We start from the raw sequence: 23528 nt of genomic DNA, 5'->3' as shown, positions 1-23528 counted from the left end.
GAACTGGATGCACTGCTGCGCCGACCAACATCAATCGGTTACATCCCGGCTCTATGGCAATGGATCGGATTTGCCTTTCGCCATGGTTTTCGACCATTGTGCGGGAGAACGCCTTTTTCCCGTCCAGTTCATCACGGAAGGGTGACGGCGCAACGAGTTGAAAAAACAATCTTCAGGACACTCTCAGGGGACTTGCCATGACGATCAGACGCTCGACACTCAACAAACTTGCTTTTTCGACGTTTTTGCTGACGCTGCCGCTGAACGCGGCCTTGGCGCAGGATGCGGCGGTCGCCGACCGGCTGAAGGCGGCTCTCGCCGCCCAGGGCGTCGACATCTCCTGGACCGGGGTGGCGGGCGATGCCTCCAGCATGGTGCTGCAAGGCGTGGCCTTCAAACCGGCGGCCGAAAAGGAAGCGTTCAAGATCGGCGACGTCACACTCGAAGGCGTGACCGAAGCCAATGGCGGCTATGAAATTGAAACCGTCTCGACTGCGGCGTTCCGGCACAGCGAGGACGGCGTCACGGTCGACCTCAGCCCCTTCATCATCCACGACATGACGGTTCCGGCGGACGGCGCCACAGGCCCGCTGGGCTCAATGATGATGTATAAATCGGCCGAACTCGACAACATGACCGTCAAGGTTGCCGACAAGACCGCATTCTCGATGGACGGACTCGCCATCGAAATCACCCCACCGGCCGACGGCAAGGCGATGGAATTTTCCGGAACCACGGAAAAGTTCAATGCCGACCTGACGCTGGTCGAGGACCCGAAGTCCAAGGACGTGATCAACGCGCTCGGTTACCAGAACATCACCGGGAACCTTGAAATGAAGGGCGCCTGGCAGCCTGCGGACGGCAAGATGGAGCTGTCGAAATACGACATCTCCGTCGACAATGCCGGAACGCTCGGCATGACCTTCGGTCTCGGCGGCTACACGTTGGACGTCATCAAGTCGCTGCAGGAGATGCAGAAGAAGATGGCGGCTCAGCCCGAAGGCGCCGACAACTCGGCGCAAGGCATGGCCATGCTCGGCGTCCTGCAGCAGCTTTCATTCAACAGCGCTTCGATTCGCTTCGACGACGATTCGCTGACCAACAAGGTCCTGGACTACGTCGGCAAGCAGCAAGGCATGTCCGGCAAGGACATCGCCAACCAGGCCAAGGCGATCGTGCCTTTCGGCATGGCGCAGCTCAACAATCCCGAATTGACGGCGCAGGTGTCGGCGGCAGTCGGCAAATTTCTCGACGATCCGCAGAGCCTCGAGATCTTGGCCGAGCCGCCGGCGGCAGTGCCGTTCGCGCTGATCATGGCGGGCGCGATGTCCAACCCGCTCGACCTGCCGAAGACGCTTGGCGTGACGGTCAAGGCGAACGAAGACTGACCGGCACGTCTCTGGCCGGTTCTGCAAAATGCGCTTACATTGGAAGTGTCAGCGTCGCCCCTCATCCGCCTGCCGGCACGTTCTCCCCGTATAGTGACGGGGAGAAGGGAAATGGCCGCGACCTTGGCGCCCATTTTGCAACGCAGGCAGCTGGCGAAACCATTCGTGACGGCGTCTTTCTCCCCGTCACTATACGGGGAGAAATGCCCGGCAGGGCAATGAGGGGCAGCGCAAACCGACAGCGTTTAGAATCGGTTGCTGAAGGTTTTAAGCCTCTTTCTTGGTCACGGCGACGCGCAACGATAGTTCGCGGAGCTGCTGCGGGCTGGCTTCCGACGGCGCGCTCATCAACAGGTCATAGGCCTGCTGGTTCATCGGGAACATCGTCACTTCGCGCAGGTTTTTGGCGCCGACCAGCAGCATGACGACGCGGTCGATGCCGGCCGCCATGCCGCCATGCGGCGGTGCGCCGTACTGGAAGGCGCGGTAGAGGCCGCCGAAGCGCTCCTCGACCGTCTCGCGGTCCAGCCCGACGGTCTCGAACGCCTTGACCATGGTTTCCGGCAGATGGTTGCGGATTCCGCCAGACGCGATCTCGAAACCATTGCAGACCATGTCATACTGGAACGCCTTGATCCCAAGCAGATCCTCGCCGTTGAGCGCGTCGATGCCGCCTTGCGGCATGGAAAACGGATTGTGGGCGAAATCGATCTTTTTCTCGTCCTCGTTCCATTCGAAGAAGGGAAAGTCGACGATCCAGCACAGTTCGAAGCGGTCGCGGTCGACAAGGTTCAGCTCCTCGCCGGCGCGAGTGCGCGCCGCGCCCGCGAACGAGACGAATTTCTTTGGGTCGCCGGCGACGAAGAAGGCGGCGTCGCCATCGGCAAGACCGAGTTGCTGGCGGATCGCCTCGGTGCGCTCCTCGCCGATGTTCTTGGCGAGCGGCCCGGCGCCTTCGAGCTTCTCTCCCTCCTTTCGCCAGAAAATATAGCCGAGGCCCGGCTGGCCCTCGCCTTGCGCCCAGGAATTCATGCGGTCGCAGAAGGCGCGCGAACCGCCGGTCTTGGCCGGAATGGCCCAGACCTCGGCCTTCGGGTCGTTAGCGAGGATATTGGCGAACACCTTGAAGCCGGAATCGCGGAAATGATCAGAGACCGCCTGCATCTCGATCGGGTTGCGCAGGTCCGGCTTGTCGGTGCCGTATTTGCGCATGGCGACGTCATGGGCGATGCGCGGAAACTCCTGCGTCACCGGCTTGCCGGCGGCAAAGGTCTCGAACACACCGCGCATCACCGGCTCCATGGTCGCCAGCACGTCGTGTTGCTCGACGAAGCTCATTTCCACGTCGAGCTGGTAGAATTCGCCCGGCAGGCGGTCGGCGCGCGGATCCTCGTCGCGGAAGCACGGCGCGATCTGAAAGTAACGGTCGAAGCCCGAAACCATGATCAGTTGCTTGTATATCTGCGGCGCCTGCGGCAGCGCGTAGAAGGTGCCGGGATGGATGCGCGACGGCACCAGGAAGTCACGCGCCCCTTCAGGCGACGAAGCGGTCAGGATCGGCGTCGAGAATTCGGTGAAGCCGACCTCGCCCATGCGCTTGCGCATCTCGGCGATGATTTTCGTACGCGCCACGATGTTCTTGTGCAGCGTGTCCCGGCGCAGATCGAGGAAGCGATATTTGAGACGTATGTCCTCGGGATAATCCGGCTCGCCGAACACCGGCAGCGGCAGTTCCTTGGCCGCCGACAGCACTTCGATCTCGCGCGCGAAAACCTCGATCTCGCCGGTCGGCAGGTTGGCGTTCGCGGTCTCCGCCAGGCGCGCCTTGACCTCGCCGTCGACACGGATGACCCACTCGCCGCGCACCGTCTCCGCGATCTTGAAGGCCGGCGAATCCGGATCGGCGACGATCTGGGTCAGGCCATAGTGGTCGCGCAAATCGATGAAGAGCAGGCCGCCATGATCGCGCACGCGATGCACCCAGCCCGACAGGCGAACGGAAGAGCCGACGTCGCTCTTCCTCAACTGGGCACAGGTATGGCTGCGGTAACGATGCATTGTCATTGATAAGTCCGGATGTTGATTGCGGCCAAGGCATGATGGCCCGGCCCGAAAATTTGGGCGAAAAGCACATGAGAGGCCGCCTTTGTCAAGGCAGGCGGCGCACGGGCAGCATCTCTCGGTTTGAACTTCGGCTTGTAAACCCTGGCTGTGTGAAAACTCCACACCACAGTCAAAGCGTAGAATTTGCTCCGCTTGATCGTGATCGGGGTGGTCAAGCCGTGTACAATGGCCATTACACGGACGGGAGGACTACCATGAGCATTCGCACATTGACTGTCCTGGTGACGCTGCTTGTCGGCACCTGCGCATTTGCACACGCTCAGACAAAGCCGATGTCAATCGAGGTGTTTCCATTCGAATTGGAGGACAAGAGCGCTGGGGCGGGAATAATTCCGCCGGATGAACACGATAGGCGCTATCTGTCCGAGTCGGCACAAGTGGCGAAGGACATGCTCTCCCAGTCCGGACGTTTTACAGTGGTTGATGCGCCGGTGTCAGATGAGCAGGCGGTTGCACCGCACGGATTGCGCAATTGCGGTGGCTGTGAAAGCAAAATCGCCAAAGAGCACGGCGCATCTCTTGCCTTGCTAGGCGTCGTAACACGCGTCAACCGAACAGAACATACCATGTTCATTCGCATCCTCGACGCTGAAACCGGGAAACCTGTTTCGCAGGGCTTTACCGATCTTCGCATGGGTCCGAATTACGCGTGGCCCCGCTCCGTGAAATGGCTGATGACAAATAGAATTCTGCGGTAGGACGCCCCCCACCCCAGCGCGCCATCGGGAGCGCGAAAGATCGCCCCACAGCTAAAAATCAAACCGAGAAACTGATTGTCGGCGCTGGTCTGCTAATCGCCGGGAATTGCCGCTGGCATTGGCGCGGGCGATGGTTCAAGAAGGATCAACGACAGGCCTTCCTTCATGTCCTCCATGCGCCCGCTGATCCCGCTCCTTATTGCCGCCGGCATCCTGCTCGGCGGCAACGGCCTGCAGAGCACCCTGATCGCGCTGCGCGGTGCGCAGGAGGGATTTTCGGCCTCGACCATCGGCCTGATGGGCACGTTCTATTTCGCCGGGTTCCTGCTCGGCTGCCTCGCCGTCACCCACATCATGAAGGCCGTCGGCCATGTCCGCGCCTTTTCCGCGCTGGCGGCGATCGCTTCCGCCGGGACATTGCTTTTGGTGCTGGTCGTCGACCCGGTCATGTGGTGCGTGTTGCGCCTCGCCGGCGGCTTCTGCTTCGCCGGCCTGTTCACCATCATGGAAGCCTGGCTCAATTCCGGAGCCGCCAACAAGGACCGCGCGCGGGTACTGGCCATCTACCGGATGGTCGACATCGGTTCGGTCACAGGCGCACAGTTCCTGATCCCGATCGTCGGCGCCGGCGGTTTCGCCATCTTCGCCGTCATGTCGATCATGATCACGCTCTCGCTGGTGCCGGTGTCGCTCGGCGACCGCTCCAACCCGACCCCGCCGGAAGACGTCAAGCTCGACCTGGCCCGCGTCTGGCGGATTTCGCCGCTCGGCTGCTTCGGCTGCATTGCCGTCGGTGTCACCAACAGCGCCTTCCGCACATTGTCGCCGGTCTATGCCGAACAGATCGGCATGTCGGTCACCGACGTCGTCACCTTCGTCAGTGTCGGCATCTTCGGCGGCGCCATCATCCAGTATCCGCTCGGCTATCTGTCCGACCGCTGGGACCGGCGTTCCGTGCTGCTGATCACGACGTGCTGCGCGATGCTCGTGTCGCTGGCGCTGGTGTTCTGGGCGGGCAGCGACCCGTCGCTCAACTTCGTGATCGTCTTCATCTTCGGCTGCTTCGCCATGCCGCTCTACTCGCTATCGGCGGCGCATTCCAACGACCGCGCCGACAAGGGCGAGTTTGTGCTGATCAACGCGGCGCTGATGCTGTTCTATTCCTTCGGCGCCATTGGCGGGCCGTTCGCCGCCTCGACGGCTATGCAGTATTTCGGGCCAAGCGCGCTGTTCGTGTTCACCGCCACCGTCTACGCCATCTTTGTCGTCGTCATCCTGTACCGGATGCAGGTGCGATCGGGCGTGCCGGCCGGCCATCGCAGCCGTTTCATCGGCCTTTTGCGCACATCGACGGTGTTCGCCCGACTGGCCAAGCGCAACGATGATTCCGACGGGCCTGCGAAGCAATGATGACGGTCCCCGATGTCTTGAACCCGGGGCTGCCGCTTGACGAAAGCCCGCGCGGCTGAAATTGAAGGAGACCTTACCCCCTTTGCCAAAAGCGATTTGATGCACGTCATATCAACCCAAGAAGAGCTCGAAACCGCTGTTGCCGCGTTCGAAAAGTCGGATTTCGTCACCGTCGACACCGAATTCATTCGCGAGACGACCTTTTGGCCGATCCTCTGCCTGATCCAGATGGCGGCGCCTGGGGTGACGGCACTGATCGATCCGCTGTCACCCGATATCGATCTGAAGCCGTTCTTCAGGCTGATGGCCAACGAGGCCGTCGTCAAAGTCTTCCATGCGGCGCGCCAGGACATCGAAATCATCGTTCATCTCGGCGACCTGGTCCCGCATCCGGTATTCGACACCCAGGTGGCGGCGATGGTTTGCGGCTTCGGCGACAGCGTCTCCTATGATCAGCTCGTCCAGAAGATCACCGGCGCTCGGCTCGACAAGTCCTCACGTTTCACCGACTGGCGCCACCGGCCGCTTTCCGAAAAGCAGCTCGACTACGCGCTCGCCGATGTCACCCATTTAATCGAGGTCTACCAGCGACTCAGCGCCGAACTGGTGCGGGAAAACCGCGCTCATTGGCTGAACGAAGAGATGGAGGTTCTGACTGCGCGTGAGACCTACGATCCGCATCCGGAGGATGCCTGGAAGCGGCTGAAGATGCGGCTGCGCAAGCCGCAGGAGCTGGCGATCGTGCAAGCGGTGGCGGCATGGCGCGAGCGCGAGGCGCGCGAACGCGACGTGCCGCGCGGCCGGGTGCTCAAGGACGACGCCATCTACGAGGTGGCGCAGCAGGCGCCGCGCGATGCGGCAGCACTCGGCAAGCTGCGCACCACGCCGAAGGGTTGGGAACGGTCGGCGACGGCAACGGCGCTGCTTGGCGCGATCAACAGCGCGCTTGCCTTGCCCAGGGAAGCGATGCCGAAGCTGCCGAAGAGTTTTCAGCCGCCCGAAGGCTCCAATGCCGCCGCGGAATTGTTGAAAGTCCTGTTGCGGATCGTCGCCGAAAGGGAGGGCGTCGCTTCGAAGGTGCTGGCCTCCAGCGACGACATCGACCGCATCGCCGCCGAGGGCGAGGCCGCCGACGTGCCGGCCTTGCAAGGCTGGCGACGCGCCGTGTTCGGCGAGGCCGCGCTCAAACTGGTGCGCGGCGAGATTGCGATCAAGTTCGACAAGCGCAAGATCGCGCTGTTCGATTTGTAGCACATCCTTCACCCTTTGTTGTGGGAGAAGGGAAGTCAACGCTGGCGCGGCTGACCGGTCAGGTGGAAAACCGCGATGACGATGACCGGTATCGCCAGAAGCGCGAATTTGGTGACGATCAGCGCCGAGGCGAAGGACAGCGAATCCGGATTGGCCGACAGGAAATCCGAGAGCAGGCGGGCCACAGCGATGTTCTGCGCATAATCGGCAAGCGTGTAGGGCAGCACCAGAACAAGCGCGAACAGCGACTGGAGCTGCGCGGGCAGAGCCCGGAAGTTCTTCAGCCGCCGCCCCGTGGCCAGGATCAGGCTGACCAGCGTCAGCGACAGCAGCGCCGGGAACAAGAGGTCGAAGGTCAGATAGTGCCAGACCAGAATGATCTCGCTGCCGCGCCGGCCGAGCGCCGTCAGCCAGGCCATGCCCTCATCCGGGGTGAAACCGGTCCAGCGCAAATCGAGTGACGGCAGGCCACCACTCAGCTGGCGGAAATAGAGGAATTCCATCGCGGTCATGGCGACGAAAACCGCCGCGCAGGCAAAACAGAGCGCGGCAGCGTGGCGCGACAGCCGCAGCGCCATTGCCGTCAGGCTTCGTGCGAGTTGGTTAGGCTCCGCCGGGGTAATTCGGGCTTTCGCGGGTGATCGTGACGTCATGGGCGTGGCTTTCACGAAGTCCGGCGTTGGATATGCGTACAAAGGTGGCGCGGTCGCGGAAATCGGCAAGATCGCGACCGCCGACATAGCCCATAGCGGCCTTCAGGCCGCCGGCAAGCTGGTGCAGCACGCCGGACACAGGTCCTTTGTAGGGCACCTGCCCTTCGATGCCTTCCGGCACCAGTTTCAGCGTGTCGCGCACCTCGGCCTGGAAGTAACGGTCGGCGGAGCCGCGGGCCATGGCGCCGACCGAGCCCATGCCGCGATAGGCTTTGAACGAGCGGCCTTGGTGCAGATAGACTTCGCCCGGGCTCTCGTCGGTGCCGGCCAGCAGCGAGCCGATCATTGCGGCACTGGCGCCGGCGGCGAGCGCCTTGGCGAGATCGCCGGAATATTTGATGCCGCCATCGGCAATGACCGAGACGCCCGATTTCTGCGCTGTCTCGACCGCCGACATGATTGCCGAAAGCTGCGGCACGCCGACGCCGGCAACGATGCGGGTGGTGCAGATGGAGCCGGGCCCGATGCCGACCTTGACGGCATCGGCGCCGGCATCGATCAGCGCCAGCGTGCCTTCTGACGTGGCGACGTTGCCGGCCAGGATGCGGACCGAATTGGACAGCTTCTTGGCCCGCGTCACAGCATCCAGAACACGTTGCGAATGACCATGCGCGGTGTCGATCACCAGAAGGTCGACGCCGGCATCGATGAGGCGCTCGGCGCGCTCGAACCCGTCATCGCCGACGCTGGTGGCGGCCGCCGCGCGCAAGCGTCCCTGCACGTCCTTGGTGGCGTGCGGGTTGAGCTGCGACTTCTCGATGTCCTTGACTGTGATCAGCCCGACGCAATTGCCGTCGCTATCGACCACGACCAGCTTTTCGATGCGGTGCTGGTGCAGGAGCCGCTTGGCCTCGTCCTGATCGACATTTTCCTTGACCGTGATCAGGTTCTCACGGGTCATCAGCTCGTAGACTTTCTGGGCCGGGTCGGAAGCGAAGCGCACGTCGCGGTTGGTCAGGATGCCGACCAGCCGTCCGACCCTATGCCCGCCGGCGCCGCCATTCTCGACCACCGGAATGCCCGAGATGCTGTAGGTGCGCATCAGCCCCAAGGCGTCGGCGAGCGTCGCGTCGGGGCCGATGGTAACGGGGTTGACCACCATGCCGGATTCGAATTTCTTGACCTGCCGCACCTGCTCGGCCTGTTCGGCCGGCGAGAAATTGCGGTGGATGACGCCGATGCCGCCAGCCTGGGCCATGGCGATGGCAAGACGCGCCTCGGTCACGGTATCCATGGCGGCGGACAGGATCGGCACGTTGAGGTCGATGTCGCCGGCAATGCGGGTGCGGATGTCGGTCTCGCCCGGCATGACCTCGGAATGACCCGGCTGCAGCAGCACATCGTCAAAGGTCAGCGCCAATGCGCCCGTGGACGTTTCGATAATCTTTGCCATGGCCAGCCCTCGGAATGCATGAAAAGCGCTGGACCGGATGGACAGCGCCGACTCGTCTTCTTCCCTTTCAGGATTGGCGCTGGCTCGTAACACGTCCTGTCGCCGATGAAAAGCCGATTGCTTGTGCACGGCAGGGCTGCGAACTCAGCTTGGTGCCTTCGCGGTGACAGATTGGTGACCGGAATTCGCCGCTGCTCTGCGAGCGCAGCGGGAAGATACGCGCTCGGGTAGTGGGTCAGGTTGAAATTTGAGCGCCGGCAGGCGATGGATGGCCTAATAGTAATCGTAAACGCGCCGCTTGCCCCGCTTGCACTTGATCTCTTCCTTGTACTCGTCACCTTCCCACTTGCGCTCGATCGTGCAGTTGCCGCGCCGATATTCCTCTTTGTAGCTGTAGCGTTCCCGCTTCCGCTCATAATTATCTTCGTATCGGTAGCGGTCCTGCCATTTGCCATGGCCGCTCTCGTCCTTCCACGGATCGGCAGCAGCCACGCTGTTGCCTCCGACGATTGCAACCCACGCGGCAAGCATGGTACCTAGCATCTTCATGACGCATCTCACTTCAAAGGGGTTTAACTCGGATAAACCGGTTCCGGTTCCCGGCGCTTCCGCGCTCGTGATCCGTTGGCAGTTATGCTATTGATTTGTGCATGGTGCTGATTTGCGCCAACCGACCCGCCGCCGAGGCGGGTATTTTATTTTAAGCGCCATTCTTCGCAAGGCTTCGGACTGGCACGGCTGCCCGGGTCGCACAAATGTGACGGCAAATTAAGGCGACATCCGACCCAACCCGTGGTAACCCGCCCTGCCTGTCGGCCTGCCCCTCCCCTGGACCGGCAAAGCAATCGACGACGCAACATTCAAATCCGGACGCGTTCCATGAACCGCACCATTCCGCTTATCCTGGCGGTCGCTCTGTTCATGGAAAACATGGATTCGACCGTTATCGCAACGTCGCTGCCGGCGATCGCCACCGACCTCCAGACCAGCCCGGTTGCACTCAAGCTGGCGCTGACCGCCTATCTGGTGTCGCTGGCGGTCTTCATTCCGATCAGCGGCTGGATGGCCGACCGCTTCGGCGCCAAGAACGTGTTTCGGGCGGCGATCGCCGTGTTCATCGTCGGTTCGGTCGCTTGCGCCGTGTCCAATTCGCTGCCGGGTTTCGTGATGTCGCGCTTCCTGCAAGGCATTGGCGGCGCCATGATGACGCCAGTGGGCCGGCTTGTGCTGGTGCGCGCCACGCCGAAAAGCGAGCTTGTCGCCGCCATGTCCTGGCTGAGCATCCCGGCGCTGGTCGGGCCGCTGGTCGGTCCGCCGGTCGGCGGTTTCATCACAACCTATTGCAGCTGGCACTGGATCTTCCTGATCAATGTGCCGATCGGGCTGATCGGCATCTGGCTCGCCACACGCTTCCTGCCGGAGACCGAATCGGCGCAGACGCCGCCGCTCGACTTCATCGGCTTCGTGCTGAGCGGGCTGGCGGCATCGGGCATCGTGTTCGGCCTGTCGGTGGTCAGCCTGCCCGCTTTGCCGCCGAACGCCGGCTTTCTCACCGTGGCTGTCGGGCTGGCGTCAGCCGTGCTTTATCTCCTGCATGCGCGCCGCGCCAAGAATCCGCTATTGGCGCTCGAGCTGTTCCGCAACCAGGTGTTCCGCTCCTCGGTTCTCGGCGGCGGGCTGTTCCGCATCGGCATTGGCGCCGTGCCTTTCCTTTTGCCGCTGATGTTCCAGATCGGCTTCGGGCTGACGCCGTTCCAGTCGGGAATGATCACCTTCGTGGCGGCGATTGGCGCGATCGGCATGAAATTCGTCACGGCGCTGATCTTCAGGGTCGCCGGCTTCCGCCGGGTGCTGATCTTCGGCTCGCTGATAGCGGCGGCGTCGATCGCCATCAACGGCTTGTTCACGCCCGACACGCCCTATGTGCTGATCCTCGCCGCCCTGCTCGTCGGCGGCTTCATCCGCTCGATGTTTTTCACCGGCATCAACGCGCTTGCCTATGCCGAGATTTCGACCGCCGACACCAGCAAGGCAACGCCGATCGCCGCGGTGTTCCAGCAACTGTCGATCGCGCTCGGCGTGGCGCTGGCCGGCGGCATCCTGGAAGTGTCGACGACAATCCATGGCGGGCCGCTGACGCTGAGCGACTTCCACATCGCGTTCTTCATCGTCGCGGCGGTGTCGGCGGCCGCATCGCTGTCATTCATGCGGCTGGCGCCGGACGCCGGCAACGCCGTGTCAGGATATGGCGGGCTGACGGCGCCCAAGACGCTGGAGGCGGGTCCACCGGCGAGTTGAGGCTCCTTCCCTTCTCCCCGTGTGGGAGAAGGTGGATCGGCGCGCAGCGCCGAGACGGACGAGGGGTGTTGCAAGAACGAGGCAATGATAACTGCAGGCGTGTTGCCAAGCTGGAACACCCCTCATCCGACCTCGCTTCGCGAGGCCACCTTCTCCCACAAGAAGGAGAGAAGGGAAAGACGCTACCCCTTAAAATCCTTCGCCAGCAGATAAAGCTCGACCGACTCGTCCCGCGAGGCCGGCGGCTTGACGTGATGGACCGAGCGGAAATTCTGCTTGAGCCTGGCGAGCAATTCGTTCTCGGCGCCGCCCTGAAACGTCTTGGCAAGGAAATGGCCGCCCGGCTTCAACACCGAAAGGGCGAAATCAGCCGCCACATCGCACAGATACATCGTGCGGATGTGATCGGTCCGGCGGTGGCCGGTCGTCGGCGCCGCCATGTCGGACAAAACGATGTCCGGTTGGCCACCGAGCGTTTCGGCGAGCTTTTCCGGCGCCTGCGGGTCGAGGAAATCCATCAACAGCACCGGCGCGCCGGGCACCGCGTCCATCTCCAGATAGTCGATGCCGACGACATGCGGGTGTTCGGCCGTCGATTTCGTCCGCGCGGCGGCGACCTGGCACCAGCCGCCGGGTGCCGCACCAAGGTCGATGACCTTCATGCCGGGCTTGAGCAGATGGTGCTTGTCGTCGATCTCGATCAGCTTGTAGGCCGCGCGCGAGCGGTAGCCGTCGGCCTTGGAGCGTTGGACATAGGGATCGTTGATGTGGCGCTGCAGCCAGCGGCGCGACGATTCCTTCAGGCCGCTCTTCTTCTTGATCCGCGTCTTCAGCACGCGAATGCCGGCTGAGCCTGGTTTTTCCGGCTTCTTGATCATCGCCTATCACGCCCATTGCTGCGCCAGACGCCGTCGTCGGCCATCAATTCGCTCAATATGCCCTCGCGCAGGCCGCGGTCGGCGACACGCAGCCGCTCCGACGGCCACACCGCGCGGATCGCTTCCAGGATGGCGCAGCCGGCCAGCACCAGATCGGCGCGGTCGGCGCCGATGCAAGGGTTGGCGACGCGCTGCTGGAAATCCCAGCCGACCAGCTTCTCGACCATCCGGTCGACGCTGTCGCGGTCCATCCACAGCCCGTCGACCCGGCGGCGGTCGTAGCGTTCCAGGTCAAGGTGGACGCCGGCCAGCGTCGTCACCGTGCCCGAGGTGCCGAGCAAATGAAATTTCGGGCTGGCGAGCACATGGCTGAGCCGGTCGCGCCCATCGAAGGCATGCAGGCGCACAGCCACATCTTCCACCATGGCGGCGAAAACCTCCCGGGTGACGGTGCGGCCGCCGAAGCGCTCGGCCAGCGAAACCACGCCGACCGGCAGCGACGTCCAGGAGACGATATGGTTGGCGAGCCTCGGCGAGCGGTGGCCGGTGAGGTCGATCAGCGCGATTTCCGAGGAGCCGCCGCCGATGTCGAACAGGACGACGCCTTGTGTGTCGCGGTCGACCAGCGAGCCGCAGCCCGACACCGCCAGCCGCGCCTCGGTCTGGCGGTCGATGATTTCGAGCTTCAGGCCCGCCTCGCGCTCGACGCGGTCGAGGAACTCGGCGCCGTTCGCGGCAGTACGGCAGGCTTCGGTGGCGATCAGTCTTGCCTTCCTGATCCTGCGGCTGCGCAATTTGTCGCCGCAGATCTTCAGCGCCTCGACCGCGCGGTCCATTGCGGGCTGCCCGAGCCGGCCATTGGCTGTGAGGCCCTCGCCCAGCCTGACGATGCGCGAGAAAGCGTCGATGACACGGAACTGGCCGTGGCGCGTCGGCACCGCCACCAGCAGCCGGCAATTGTTCGTGCCGAGATCGAGTGCGGCAAACACCGGCAGTTCCTGCAGCGGTGCGCGGCGAACATCCTGCTCCGGCCTTGCCTGCAAGGCTGAGGGCAAAGGCGCGACCGTCACCTCGGGCGGACGGCTGGCGGGAGCGCCGGTTGCGGCAGGCGCTGACAGTCCGGCGGCTGCGAAGTGAGCGTCATCGCGCACGAAAACCTTGCGGCCGCGCCGGCGTTTGCGCCGCTTCCTGGTCTTGGCCTTCTGATTCTGGCCATTCTGATGCTGGGACGCGTCGCCTGCCTGTCCGTGACCGGACCAAGCCTGCACCGGGCGGCCATTCTGCCGGCCGGCGGACGGGCTTGCCTGGCCTGAAGGCGGCGGCGAAGCCCTCGACACGCCCACTCCCGGCGCGCCAGCGCCGGTGTCGTGGTCTTCCACTTCAGTTCCTTCCGGCGCCGCGCGAACCGGAGATCGGACGCAGCAGGCGCTTTCATGTGTTCTAAGTTGCCGCCAGACTAGCAGCGCCGGGCCGGATCACCAAGAGCGCAGGGGCCGAATTTTGCCGGCGGCATGAAGCGGCAGCAGGAAGAGCCGCGCGTTGCCGGTTGAATAGCCGGCTTCGATAAGGCATTTCTGAAATGGCGGAATGGAACATTCGGAATCGCGGCCAGTTTCCCTGACGCGAACCGAAAGAGGGCAACGGGGCTGCAACGCATGATCGTCACGCCATGAACTGGAGGCGCTATTTCTGGCCGGTCGTCGGCATTGCGGCGGTCGTATTCTCGCTGTGGCTGCTACTGCACGAACTGCGCGGCATCTCGCTAGACGATGTCTGGGACGGCATCGTCGCCATCCCTGCCCGCGGCTGGATGCTCGCCGCGCTGAGCTCGGTTATCGCTTATGCATCGCTGGCCGGCTACGACCACATCGCGCTCCTGCATATCGGCAAGAAGGTCTCTTGGCTCTTCGTCACCTTCTGCTCATTCACTACCTATGCGCTGTCGCACAACATCGGCGGCTCGGTATTTTCAGGCGCGGTGATCCGCTACCGCGCCTACGGAACCAGGGGCCTCACCGGAAAGGACGTCGGCGTGCTGGTGGCGATCTGCTGGATCACCTTCGTGCTGTCGACGATCCTCGTCTCCGGCCTCGTGCTGGTCTTCGAGCCTGAAATCATCGACCGGTTCTCCGGCGCACCGCATCATGGCCTGACCATGGCCGCGGGCGTCGCCATGCTGCTGCTGGTGGCGGCCTATGTCTTCGGCAGCTGGCTGCATCTCAGGCCGCTGAAGATCGGCAGCTTTCAGATTCATTATCCGGCCCTGCCGATCGTCGCGCGGCAATTGCTGATCGGCCCGATCGAGCTTCTGGCGGCGGCGGCGATCATCTACTTCGCCCTGCCTGCGGCTGGCAATCCCGGCTATTTCGTCGTGCTCGGCGTCTTCCTGGTGTCGTTCTCGGTCGCCCAGATCTCGCATGCGCCGGGCGGGCTCGGCGTGTTCGAAGTCGTCTTCCTCGCCGGGCTTTCGCATATGGACCCGGTCGGCGTGCTGGCAGCGCTGCTGGTGTTCCGGCTGTTCTACCTGATCATCCCGCTGGTGATAGCGCTCGGCGTCGTGCTGTATTTTGAGCACTCGCAGCTTGGGCGGGGTGAGAATTGAGGGGCACCGGCCCTTCTTCCTTCTCCCCTTCTTGTGGGAGAAGGAAGAGCCCACGAGACAAGCGGCTCGCCCCGGAATGGGCAAGAGTGAGGGCAAGTCAAACCGGAAGCAATCGCGCCGATTGAAATGCCTGGGCAGGCTTGACTATTTTCCGGCGGCGGCTACAAGGCACGCGCGGCGCCATCGCCGCCCTGCCCGCGCGGTTTTCTTCAACCGCGCCTGCTGGGGAATAGGTTAACGGTAGACCCACGGACTCTGACTCCGTTAGTCCTGGTTCGAATCCAGGTTCCCCAGCCATACCGGATGCCCTGTGGACAACTTAACGTTTGCGGGTCTCTTCCGTTACTGCAGCCGCCGTTAAGTCAAATGGTTGCCTAGTCTAGAAGGCTGTGCAAACCTCGCCTTGATGCATTCGCAGTTCGATAGCACCAGATTTAGAAGCTGTTTCTTATGGTTGGGAGCTTGTCGAGCGAACAGTTGGCCGGCGTTGCGGGCCATTCCAGGAGGAGCAAACAGTCCTCCATGTATGATTCTTCTGCCTGACTATGGCGCTCGATCTCACGCAGCAGAGGCGACTGCTCGATCCGCCACTGCGCCGACATGAAAAAGCAAATTCACAGCCATAGGCTTGCCGCGGTGCAGACAGCGATGCATGAACGCTGAGCCAAGTTTGAACTTCCCTGTCTATCGAGCTTCCGGCTTTACGAATACGACTGTTAGTGCACGAGCGAAACCTTGCAGTTAAATAAGTTGGCCCATCGCCTTCAGAAACAACAAGCCTGTTATTGTATACGAGAAATCTCACTTCGTTCGGCTGCTTTTTGGCGTGGCGCGTTTTATCACGAGCTCGCCTATAACAATTGCGCCAGGAACTCCGTCTCTTTGCCAATATCGAAGATGCGAGCCTTGCGCGATCCGACGCGCAAGCATTTGATAGGCACGATCATTATGGTGCTAACCCGGTCACAACGTTTTAGCGCACAATCACAGCCTAGTGATCTCATACGATACCGCGGCCAAAAAGTGCTTCGGGCCACAAGCAGGCTCAGAGGCATTCCGATGGAATTTGGAATATTTTGCCTCCGGAACCCGTTTTGCCACCCCTGTGGACGACGCACCCTTGGTTCGGAACCTCGGGAGTTTGTTCGGGTTTTTGCGAGCGTTTTTCTGGCTTGCTCGGAATCCCGCCAAAAGGAGTCCCTCCAGTCCTAATGATCTTTCCCCCGATAATATGAACCGCGTCGATCTTGACGTTTAGGTGTTGGATGTCGGACCGCGAAGAATCATAAGACGCGTTACCCTTTACAGGAACGATGTCGAACTCAACGTTGAGTCCAGCCTTTTGAACAACCACGAAATCGCTATCGTATTCGTAGCTCTGCATTGAGACTTTCGGTGCGCCTGCTACAGCGGCATCCAGGCTCGCAACTACTTGCCCTATCCAACCGGAGAATCCTGCATCACGGCCAACTGCGTATGGAGCGTTGCAGACATCGAGGTTCGCGGCGCTCATATCGACGTTGAAATGAATTTCGCTATTGTTTGTAAGGGTTCTGTCGTTCAATACCGTAAAGCCGGGCGTAAGGCTTCCAGCAGTGGCTACTGGGATGCCTACGCTGGCACCTCCGCCTATGGTTTTTCCCTTAACGACGTTAACCTTCAGAGTAACCTTGGAAACACCGGACAAGAGGCCCGTTCGACCACTCTTGTCCAGATATATTGCCTTCGCAAGCCCACACTTTATCGAGCCGATTACTTCGTGAAGAGGCACAACCGGCGTGGCCTTCGGGTCGCTCTGAAACTGCGTCGCTGCGCAGCCTTGCAACAAACTCAATACTACTGAGTAAAGAACTGTGGCGCCCCTCATGCCGCCCGCTCCCCCATTTGCGTAACTAACTGATTACTTTTATGAAAAACGACATTTTTTTTAACAACACATATAGATTTGACTCGAATTTGCGTCACATTGATACTTGCAGTTTCTTTTCTGTAATCTCGATGAAGGGTTTTTGGATACCGCGCCGAACCAGCAGCGACTGCTCGATCCCAAGTATCTTCCGCACACTCGCCAGCGCCGCCTCATTCACCTCGATATACGCGACGATGTACCACTCGCCGTTCTCTTCCCTCGCCATGCCCATCGGCTCGGCCCGCCATTTCAGCGCCCCATGGTGCGGCATGAAGTAGGTTTCCTGGACGCCGCCCACGGCGCTCAGGCCCTCGTCGAGGGCGTATTCCATCACCGCGCAGCACAGCTGCGTCAGCGTGCCCCGCAACCCCGTCGAGCGTTTGTCGGGAACGACGAAAGTGCGGGTCCATTCGGCCCAATCGGGACGTCTCGGGACGCCCGATTTTTCGCCCATGTGAGAAAAGACCTCCGAGACCATGTGCGGCTCGCTCGTTGGGATCAATCGAGCCGAGGTCACGACGCGGCCATCTTCAATACCGAGCAGGTAAGTCGCTGCGTCCGTATCGAACTGGTCTAGCTCGCGACCGTCCGGGCTCGGAGGGCGCCAGTGTTTTTGGCGCACGAAAAAGTCGTGCCGCCGGCGCAGAAATTCGTCGAATTCGTTCTCGTAGAGATGCTGTTAGACGCATTGACTACGTGGGCCGTTATCATGGCGCGATCCCCCGATCGTTTTCAAAGGGATATTCGCAGTCGCGCTAATATACGTCACCTGTCCGATGGGACAGTTGACGCGTTTAGGGATGGATCAAACGTCGGCGCACTGCCTCGACCACCGCTTGCGTGGTCGTTACGACGCCAAAAGCTTCCCTGGCTCGTGTGGAGTGCCATTTGACCGTGCGCTCGGTCAATCCGAGAATTTGTGAGGTTTCGGATGAGGTCTTGCCGGCAGCTGCCCACAAGAGCACTTCCTTTTCCCGATCGGTCAGCGGACCTTCGTCTTCGCCGTCCTCGTCATTCGACAAGGCCTGGATCGACATGCCAGCATAGACCGCCATGGTGACCAGTTGCACTTGATGTCGCGGCGACAGGATGCAGGACTTTGCGGACGACGCAAACGACAGCACGGACTGCCAATGGTGAATGCTGAGCATCGGCACGGCGAAGCCGCTCCAGATGCCGAACTCCGTCGCCTCGCCGGCGACACGTCGTGAACCTTCAGTATCCGACCACTTTGTCGGGACTTCGGACCAAAGGAACGGCTTCAAGGTCTTTGCCGAGTAGATGCAAACACCATCAACTGCGGCATGCTCGGCTTCGACATAGCGTTCGAACCAGCCGGCCGGCCAGCCATTCAGTTCAACCATCGGTGCAAGCTTCTGCCCACCGAGCGGCACGCCGCTAAGAATGAGGTGCTCGAAGCCGAGATTCCTCACGGTTTCGAGCAGATCGCTCAGCAGCGCCCCGGTACCTGTGTGCTTCCTGCAGCGTTCGACAAAGTCGAACACCTCTGAATCAATCATGCCAGAGGCCCCGTCTCCTCGCCGAAATTTTAGCATACCTCAAATTAGAATCTTCAAATATACCACCGCTACCTTGCCAATCACAACGTTGCGTTTCCCCACACTCGTGCCAGCGCAACTTTTCCGCAATCGGCCCGGGGTCGCCGGCAGACTTGTAAGAAGGGAATGGATCGTTTCGACCTCGGCACCTATCGGCGACCCATCTCCAGGTGCAGCGCTGCGCGCAGCAATAATTCTTGAAGCCGCCGCCGAGAACAGCAAACGGACTCTCGATGCTATCTTCGCCATAGGCAGGCGCATCGGCCGAACGAATGAAAAAGGCCCGCGCCTCTGGCGGAGAGCGGGCGCGATCGGATTAGGCCGACCTGCAGCGGGGAAGCGCAAGGTGGCGCCCCCACTGCTCACAGACAATCATTAGAGATCGCTAATTTTCTGCTTGACGACCTCTTCGCCGGCACCAAAATCGTGGTCTTAAGCTCAAGCGTTCGGACGGGGGATATCGCCATGCCTGACGGCATCGAAATCTACTTCAGTGCGAGCCTGGCGCCGGGTCAGCGCGAAATAGTCGAGCAGTCGATCGCGTCGGCGGCGGAGCGCACGCGTGCGGAGGCCGACGCCGCGCGCGAGCGAGCGGCCGAGGAGGACAAGCTGCATGACGCGATCACGGCGCGGCTTGCGAAGCTGATCCGAGCGGACCCCGGAGTTGCAGAGGCGCTCGAAGGGGTCGGCATGCGGCCATTCAAGGCTAAGGACAGCCTGCGCCTGGAGGGCCCGCCTGGCGGAGGGCGCGATCACGCGATCCCTGCGTCGCCGACTGACAGCAGCGTCGAGCAGCGGCTTCCTCCCTACGACTTCGCCTGGAGATGGCATCACAACGGAGGGGCCCCTCCGTTCAACCAGAGTGGCGACCAACGGGGACGCCTCGGCGTGGATGCGCGGGCCGGCGGCGGGGTCGCGGGCGGCGCCAGCCGTTTTGTCCACGCACACATCGGCGTCGGCTGCATCGTGCGGACCGATCGTCCGATCGCCGTCGAGTTGTTCGCGCCGCGCTCATCGCGCCATTCCTTCGCCATTGGCGCACGCGGCATTGGTGCGAGCGCCACCTCGGAGGGTGGCCTGGAGACGACTTTTATGAGGGGTGGCCAGGTCTTGATGGCGGGCACCTTTCCGTTGTGGCGCAGGCGCGGGAGCAGCCTCTCAGAGAATGCGAGGGGTCGGACTGGCTTCACGAGCGTATTCCCCAGTGGCATGGGAGGACGAATCGACCCGGGCGAATACACCTTCAACGTGGGCATCTGGGCATTCGCCGATTACGCCTCAGGCATTGGAAGCGCGGGAGTGCAGTCGCTGGTCGAGAGCAAGATCATCGAGATGCGAATCCATCGCCGAGACTGAACCGGCCGAAAGACAGATTCACGCACCAAGCCAGTCATACACCGCTGCCGTACAAGCTCGTCGTGTGCGTGCAGAACCAGCCGCTTCCCTGCCGGAGGCCTTGAGGCAGACGTCAACAGTTAGCTGGCCGTGCGCAGACGCCGAGATCGAACAAAGGCCTTTAGTCCGTCGGAATCCAACGCATGCCCGAAGGCATAACCCTGCAGTATGTCGCAGCCCAAGCTCTTGAGTGTCTGTGCGTGCTCCATAGTCTCGACACCCTCCGCTACGACCTCAATACCCAGGGATTTGCCGATTTCAATGATCGACGAGACGACCTGCCTTCGTTGCGGCGATTTGACAATTGGGACGACCAGCTGGCGATCTATCTTCAGCCGGCGAGGCTGCAGCTTGAGCAAGCTGACTATTGAGGCATAGCCCGTACCAAAATCGTCTATTTCTACGTCAATGCCGAGATCTTTTATCTGCTCAAGATTCCAGGTAACAAAATCATCATTTTCGTCAAGGAAAATTGACTCAACGAGCTCGAATGAAATCGTTCCTTTCTTGATATTCAGCTTCCTAAGACTCTTTATGAGTTCCTCATCTTGAAGGCGGCGCGCCGAAACGTTGACTGACACCCGCGGAATGTGAAGATTCGCAGCAGACCACCCTTCGAAATCCAAAAGCGATTGCTCTAATATGGTTCGATCGATGATCGAGACGACATTCAGTTCTTCCGCAACCCTTAGGAATACGTCGGGCGCCAAAATACCCTTCTCCGGATGTCTCCATCGCGCCAGCGCCTCAACCCCAACAATTTCGAGCGTTTTTGCGTCAAATTGCGGCTGGTAGAAGGGAATGAATTCGTTGCGCTCAAGGCCGCCGAGAATTTCGTCGGCAATCCGTTTAGTGTCGACGATTTCGCTTTGCATCGCCTCGGTGAAGAATTCGTATCGATTGCGCCCACGCCTCTTTGCTCGGTAAAGCGCGATGTCAGCGTTGACCAGCAGGTGTTTGGCCTCGACATCTTTTCCGTTGTCGACTGCAATTCCCACGCTCACACCAAAACGGCATCGATGGCCTTGGTAGTAGACGGGTTCGCGCATCTGGCTGATGACCCGGTCAGCGAGCCGCGCCAGTTGCTCGACATCGTCATGCACCACGCACAGGACGATGAATTCGTCTCCTCCGATCCGAGCGACGAATCCCTCACCATCGACCTTGGATCGGAGGACAGTTGACGCGTGAACAAGCATTGCGTCGCCTGCGGCGTGGCCAAGCGTATCGTTGATGTGCTTGAACCGATCCAGATCTATGTGAAGCAGTGCCGCATACCCGCCGGCGCGCCTGGCGTTTGCTGCGTAATCTTCCAGCACTTGGTCGAGGTAACGCCGGTTGGGCAAACCGGTCAGCGAATCGTGGAGCGCAGTGTGCTCTATGCGCGCCTTAGCCGACTCGAGTTCTGCGTTTTTCGACTCGGAAAGCTGTTTTGCGCGAACCAGGTCCTTGTTCAGCAGGACATCGGCTGTCACATCCCATTCGGCTCCAATCATTTTTGGGGTGTCGTTTGCGACCCGGTGAATTATCGCTTTGGATCGGACATGGCGAATCTCGCCATCCGGCCGAATGATCCGGTACTCCGACAAATATGGCCCGCCGACGGCCATCGCGCTGTCGAAATCGGCGTGGGCGCCAGCCAAATCGTCCGGGTGGATTGCTCCCGCCCAGTCCAGGTAGCCGCGGTGCTCCCCAGTCGGTTTGCCGTATATTTCATTGACGCGGTCGTCCCACGTAAGTTCGTTGGTCGCGAGATCGTGCTCCCAAACGCCAATAGCTGACGCTTCCAGGGCGAGTTCCAGGCGTCTCGATAATCGACTCAGTTCCGCATAGTTGCGCTGTCTCTCGCCAATCAGGCGACCCGTAACCAGGAATGGGATCACAACCAACGCCCCGGCCACCGCCATGATTGCGCGCAAGAACCAGGCGTTGTCGGGCGTCGAAGGCCAGCCGTTTTTGGGAATGGCTGCGATCCGCCACGAACCGGACGGGAGCAGAACGTCGGCTGTCACCGGATTGCTTTTGGCGACGCCCTCATTGCCGAAGAATTGATCTCCACTTGGACCGAGAGCGTCCTTACCGATCAGCGCTATGTCAATCCCGAGATCATCGTCAAGCAGGCCGCTCGCCTTATAAAGGCGCTGAACGTCGACAACGGCCGAAATGATGCCCCAGAACCTTTCGGTGTTGCCCGCACTCCGTACAAAAACCGGAATACGACCGACGAAGCCTTGCCCTCCCTGCCTCAAGTCGACGGGACCGGCAAGAATTAGCTCGCGCTCGTCTCGCGCCCTTAGCGCGGCCACGCGCTGGCGCTCGTCCTTGCGGTAATCGAGGCCTATCGCCTTCTCGTTGCCCTCCATCGGGTACATCAGGGAAATGACCAGATCGGGCGCGCCGGCAATATTTTTCAATTGCGAGCCCCCGCCAAACAGGTTGCTCGCGAGCGAGGCGAAGCGTTGCTGTCCCATATAGGGCTCAGTCACGACCGCCGCGACCAGGCCCTGCACCAGTTGAAGGTTTCCGTTGATGTTACCTTCAAGCTTGGCGCGGATAAGATTGACCTTGGCCAGGACATCCGCACGGGCGGCTTGATCCGAGACGACTTTGTTCTGGTGGTCCGCGAACGCTGCGCCAACGGCAATAACTATCACCGCCATTGCCGCCGGGATATTTGCCGACGAAAAAACAGCCTTCTTAATACCGCCGAACTTAGCGCGGAAAAGAGCCAATAGGCGATTCCTCAGCTGCTATTCGGGTTCTCGGGCAACCCGACCAAGGAACATTAGCTATCAATATTTAATTTTGACCTTCACGGGTCCTAAAATTTTTGCACTTTCCACCGCCTGGTGCCCCGGAGTGGTTGGAACAGACCTGCGGCTCGCTTGACACCTTGGAATTGCTCGCAGTCGCTGAAGGTGCATGGGTTGCCCTCGTGGAGGGAATAACCGTGCTCACCTTTCCGGCATCAGATCGACGAGATGACAATGCAAAAACTGGAATAAGAGTAGGATTAGTGGCCCTCAATCGTCTTGGGGGTAACAAGGTATGGTATCTTGCCGACGCTACGCTTCGTCGCGCCAATGGAATAGGCCATTGGGATCTTGGGAGAATTCTCTGGCAAGCCGTACATATCCTTGCCGGCCCTCACGGCAAATGAAAAGTGCTGCCACGAAACCGTGTCATGCTCATTGAGAAAATCAAGCGTCAGCCCAGCTGAAATCAGCGCGTTCACCACGTCACTGACCGGATGAATCCACTCATAGTAGCGGGGATGCTTCAAGATGCGGTCGTCGCCGGTATAGGTGAGTTCCTCGTTCCATGCGAGTGGTCGAGCTATTGGCGTTCGCCAGTCATGTTTCAACTCCAGCGCCGCAGCCTTGCGGTCACACTGGAACATCAACGGGTGGCCCTCGGCCAGATAGAGCCGGCCGCCGGGGCGCAGGAGATCGGCAACCACTCGCGCCCAGCGGAACACGTCGTCCAGCCAGTTTACCGAACCCCAGGTAACGTAAGCGATGTCAAAGGTTCGGCCGAGCGCCTCGACTGCCTCGAACAGTGGCGCCTCCACGAAGCGCACATTAGTCCCTGCCTTTGCAGCGAAATCCCGCGCCGCTGCGATCGCTGTCGGTGAAAAGTCGAGGCCGGTCACGCTGCCCGCGCCCAGGTTCTTCAAGCTGATTGTGTCGAGCCCGATATGACATTGCAGATGGACGATATCTTTGCCGAGAATGTCACCGACCTCGCGCGTTTCCAACTCATAGAGATTGGATCCGCCTGCCAGCACATTTTCTATGTGGTAGCTGCCCGTTGTGTCGGTCGAATGCAGTTCGGCCCGATCATCCCAATTAAGGCGGTTCGCACCCAGAAACGATTCCAAATTGCCCCCCCAGTCCCTGCCGAGACTAAT

At 60.9% G+C, this 23528-nt stretch carries 18 protein-coding genes and 1 tRNA gene; 8 read left to right on the top strand and 11 right to left on the bottom strand.

Features of this window, described 5'->3' with window-relative positions; translation table 11 throughout:
• The first annotated feature begins 197 nt into the window (after positions 1-197).
• Entirely contained in the window at positions 198-1388 is a 1191-nt protein-coding gene (locus ACWTU7_RS05835) for a hypothetical protein (RefSeq protein WP_455838106.1), read from the top strand.
• 267 nt (positions 1389-1655) lie between these two features.
• Here ACWTU7_RS05835 and aspS read toward each other — a convergent pair whose 3' ends face one another.
• Entirely contained in the window at positions 1656-3446 is a 1791-nt protein-coding gene (gene aspS / locus ACWTU7_RS05830) for an aspartate--tRNA ligase (RefSeq protein WP_455838299.1), read from the bottom strand.
• 260 nt (positions 3447-3706) lie between these two features.
• Between aspS and ACWTU7_RS05825 the strand changes: the two genes are divergently transcribed.
• The 3 genes from ACWTU7_RS05825 to rnd all read left to right on the top strand — a co-directional run bounded on the left by ACWTU7_RS05825 (position 3707) and on the right by rnd (position 6871).
• Positions 3707-4210: a DUF3280 domain-containing protein gene (locus ACWTU7_RS05825; RefSeq protein ID WP_455838105.1), complete on the top strand. Its 504-nt coding sequence runs from the start codon at positions 3707-3709 to the stop codon at positions 4208-4210.
• 165 nt (positions 4211-4375) lie between these two features.
• Positions 4376-5620, top strand: a complete 1245-nt coding sequence (locus ACWTU7_RS05820) for an MFS transporter (RefSeq protein WP_095521752.1) — start codon at positions 4376-4378, stop codon at positions 5618-5620.
• 99 nt (positions 5621-5719) lie between these two features.
• Positions 5720-6871: a ribonuclease D gene (rnd, locus tag ACWTU7_RS05815; RefSeq protein ID WP_455838104.1), complete on the top strand. Its 1152-nt coding sequence runs from the start codon at positions 5720-5722 to the stop codon at positions 6869-6871.
• A gap of 35 nt (positions 6872-6906) precedes the next feature.
• Here the strand turns inward: rnd and ACWTU7_RS05810 are convergent, their stop codons facing one another.
• The 3 genes from ACWTU7_RS05810 to ACWTU7_RS05800 all read right to left on the bottom strand — a co-directional run bounded on the left by ACWTU7_RS05810 (position 6907) and on the right by ACWTU7_RS05800 (position 9526).
• Positions 6907-7449, bottom strand: a complete 543-nt coding sequence (locus ACWTU7_RS05810; RefSeq protein ID WP_455838103.1) for a hypothetical protein — start codon at positions 7447-7449, stop codon at positions 6907-6909.
• Positions 7450-7474: 25 nt separating this feature from the next.
• Positions 7475-8977: an IMP dehydrogenase gene (gene guaB, locus ACWTU7_RS05805; RefSeq protein WP_455838102.1), complete on the bottom strand. Its 1503-nt coding sequence runs from the start codon at positions 8975-8977 to the stop codon at positions 7475-7477.
• Positions 8978-9250: 273 nt separating this feature from the next.
• Positions 9251-9526 (bottom strand): hypothetical protein, encoded by a 276-nt coding sequence (locus tag ACWTU7_RS05800; RefSeq protein ID WP_455838101.1) that lies wholly within the window; start codon positions 9524-9526, stop codon positions 9251-9253.
• A 330-nt stretch (positions 9527-9856) separates the two neighbouring features.
• Here ACWTU7_RS05800 and ACWTU7_RS05795 point away from each other — a divergent pair, with 330 nt between their 5' ends.
• Positions 9857-11275 carry a DHA2 family efflux MFS transporter permease subunit gene (locus ACWTU7_RS05795; RefSeq protein ID WP_455838100.1) on the top strand — a complete coding sequence of 473 codons (1419 nt, stop codon included), beginning with the start codon at positions 9857-9859 and terminating at the stop codon, positions 11273-11275.
• A gap of 182 nt (positions 11276-11457) precedes the next feature.
• Here the strand turns inward: ACWTU7_RS05795 and ACWTU7_RS05790 are convergent, their stop codons facing one another.
• Together ACWTU7_RS05790 and ACWTU7_RS05785 are read right to left on the bottom strand one after the other, a co-directional pair.
• Complete coding sequence (locus tag ACWTU7_RS05790) at positions 11458-12153, bottom strand: RlmE family RNA methyltransferase (RefSeq protein ID WP_455838099.1); 696 nt, start codon at positions 12151-12153, stop codon at positions 11458-11460.
• Positions 12150-13616 carry a Ppx/GppA phosphatase family protein gene (locus ACWTU7_RS05785; protein WP_455838298.1) on the bottom strand — a complete coding sequence of 489 codons (1467 nt, stop codon included), beginning with the start codon at positions 13614-13616 and terminating at the stop codon, positions 12150-12152. The genes ACWTU7_RS05790 and ACWTU7_RS05785 overlap by 4 nt, the downstream gene beginning before the upstream one ends.
• A gap of 206 nt (positions 13617-13822) precedes the next feature.
• On the opposite strand from ACWTU7_RS05785, the gene ACWTU7_RS05780 reads away from it, so the two are divergent.
• Both ACWTU7_RS05780 and ACWTU7_RS05775 read left to right on the top strand, forming a co-directional pair.
• On the top strand, positions 13823-14755 hold the full coding sequence (locus ACWTU7_RS05780; protein WP_455838098.1) for a lysylphosphatidylglycerol synthase domain-containing protein: 933 nt from the start codon (positions 13823-13825) through the stop codon (positions 14753-14755).
• Positions 14756-14978: 223 nt separating this feature from the next.
• Positions 14979-15052, top strand: a tRNA-Gln gene (locus ACWTU7_RS05775).
• Between the two features lie 748 nt (positions 15053-15800).
• Here ACWTU7_RS05775 and ACWTU7_RS05770 read toward each other — a convergent pair.
• From ACWTU7_RS05770 to ACWTU7_RS05760, 3 genes are all read right to left on the bottom strand, one after another.
• A complete protein-coding gene (locus ACWTU7_RS05770; RefSeq protein ID WP_455838097.1) occupies positions 15801-16622 on the bottom strand; it encodes a hypothetical protein in 822 nt (273 codons plus the stop codon).
• Positions 16623-16716: 94 nt separating this feature from the next.
• Positions 16717-17286: an acyl-homoserine-lactone synthase gene (locus ACWTU7_RS05765; protein ID WP_455838096.1), complete on the bottom strand. Its 570-nt coding sequence runs from the start codon at positions 17284-17286 to the stop codon at positions 16717-16719.
• A gap of 172 nt (positions 17287-17458) precedes the next feature.
• Positions 17459-18184: a LuxR family transcriptional regulator gene (locus tag ACWTU7_RS05760; RefSeq protein ID WP_455838095.1), complete on the bottom strand. Its 726-nt coding sequence runs from the start codon at positions 18182-18184 to the stop codon at positions 17459-17461.
• Between the two features lie 504 nt (positions 18185-18688).
• On the opposite strand from ACWTU7_RS05760, the gene ACWTU7_RS05755 reads away from it, so the two are divergent.
• Positions 18689-19579 carry a hypothetical protein gene (locus tag ACWTU7_RS05755; protein ID WP_455838094.1) on the top strand — a complete coding sequence of 297 codons (891 nt, stop codon included), beginning with the start codon at positions 18689-18691 and terminating at the stop codon, positions 19577-19579.
• Between the two features lie 119 nt (positions 19580-19698).
• Here the strand turns inward: ACWTU7_RS05755 and ACWTU7_RS05750 are convergent, their stop codons facing one another.
• On the bottom strand, positions 19699-22278 hold the full coding sequence (locus tag ACWTU7_RS05750; protein WP_455838297.1) for a bifunctional diguanylate cyclase/phosphodiesterase: 2580 nt from the start codon (positions 22276-22278) through the stop codon (positions 19699-19701).
• Positions 22279-22631: 353 nt separating this feature from the next.
• Positions 22632-23498, bottom strand: coding sequence for a class I SAM-dependent methyltransferase (locus tag ACWTU7_RS05745; protein WP_455838093.1), 867 nt, complete (start codon positions 23496-23498; stop codon positions 22632-22634).
• Between the last annotated feature and the right edge of the window lie 30 nt (positions 23499-23528).

The sequence above is a fragment of the Mesorhizobium sp. BHscii genome (assembly GCF_053848065.1).
The sequence above is the reverse complement of the archived record's forward strand: the minus strand, read 5'-3'. Positions and strand labels throughout refer to the sequence as shown.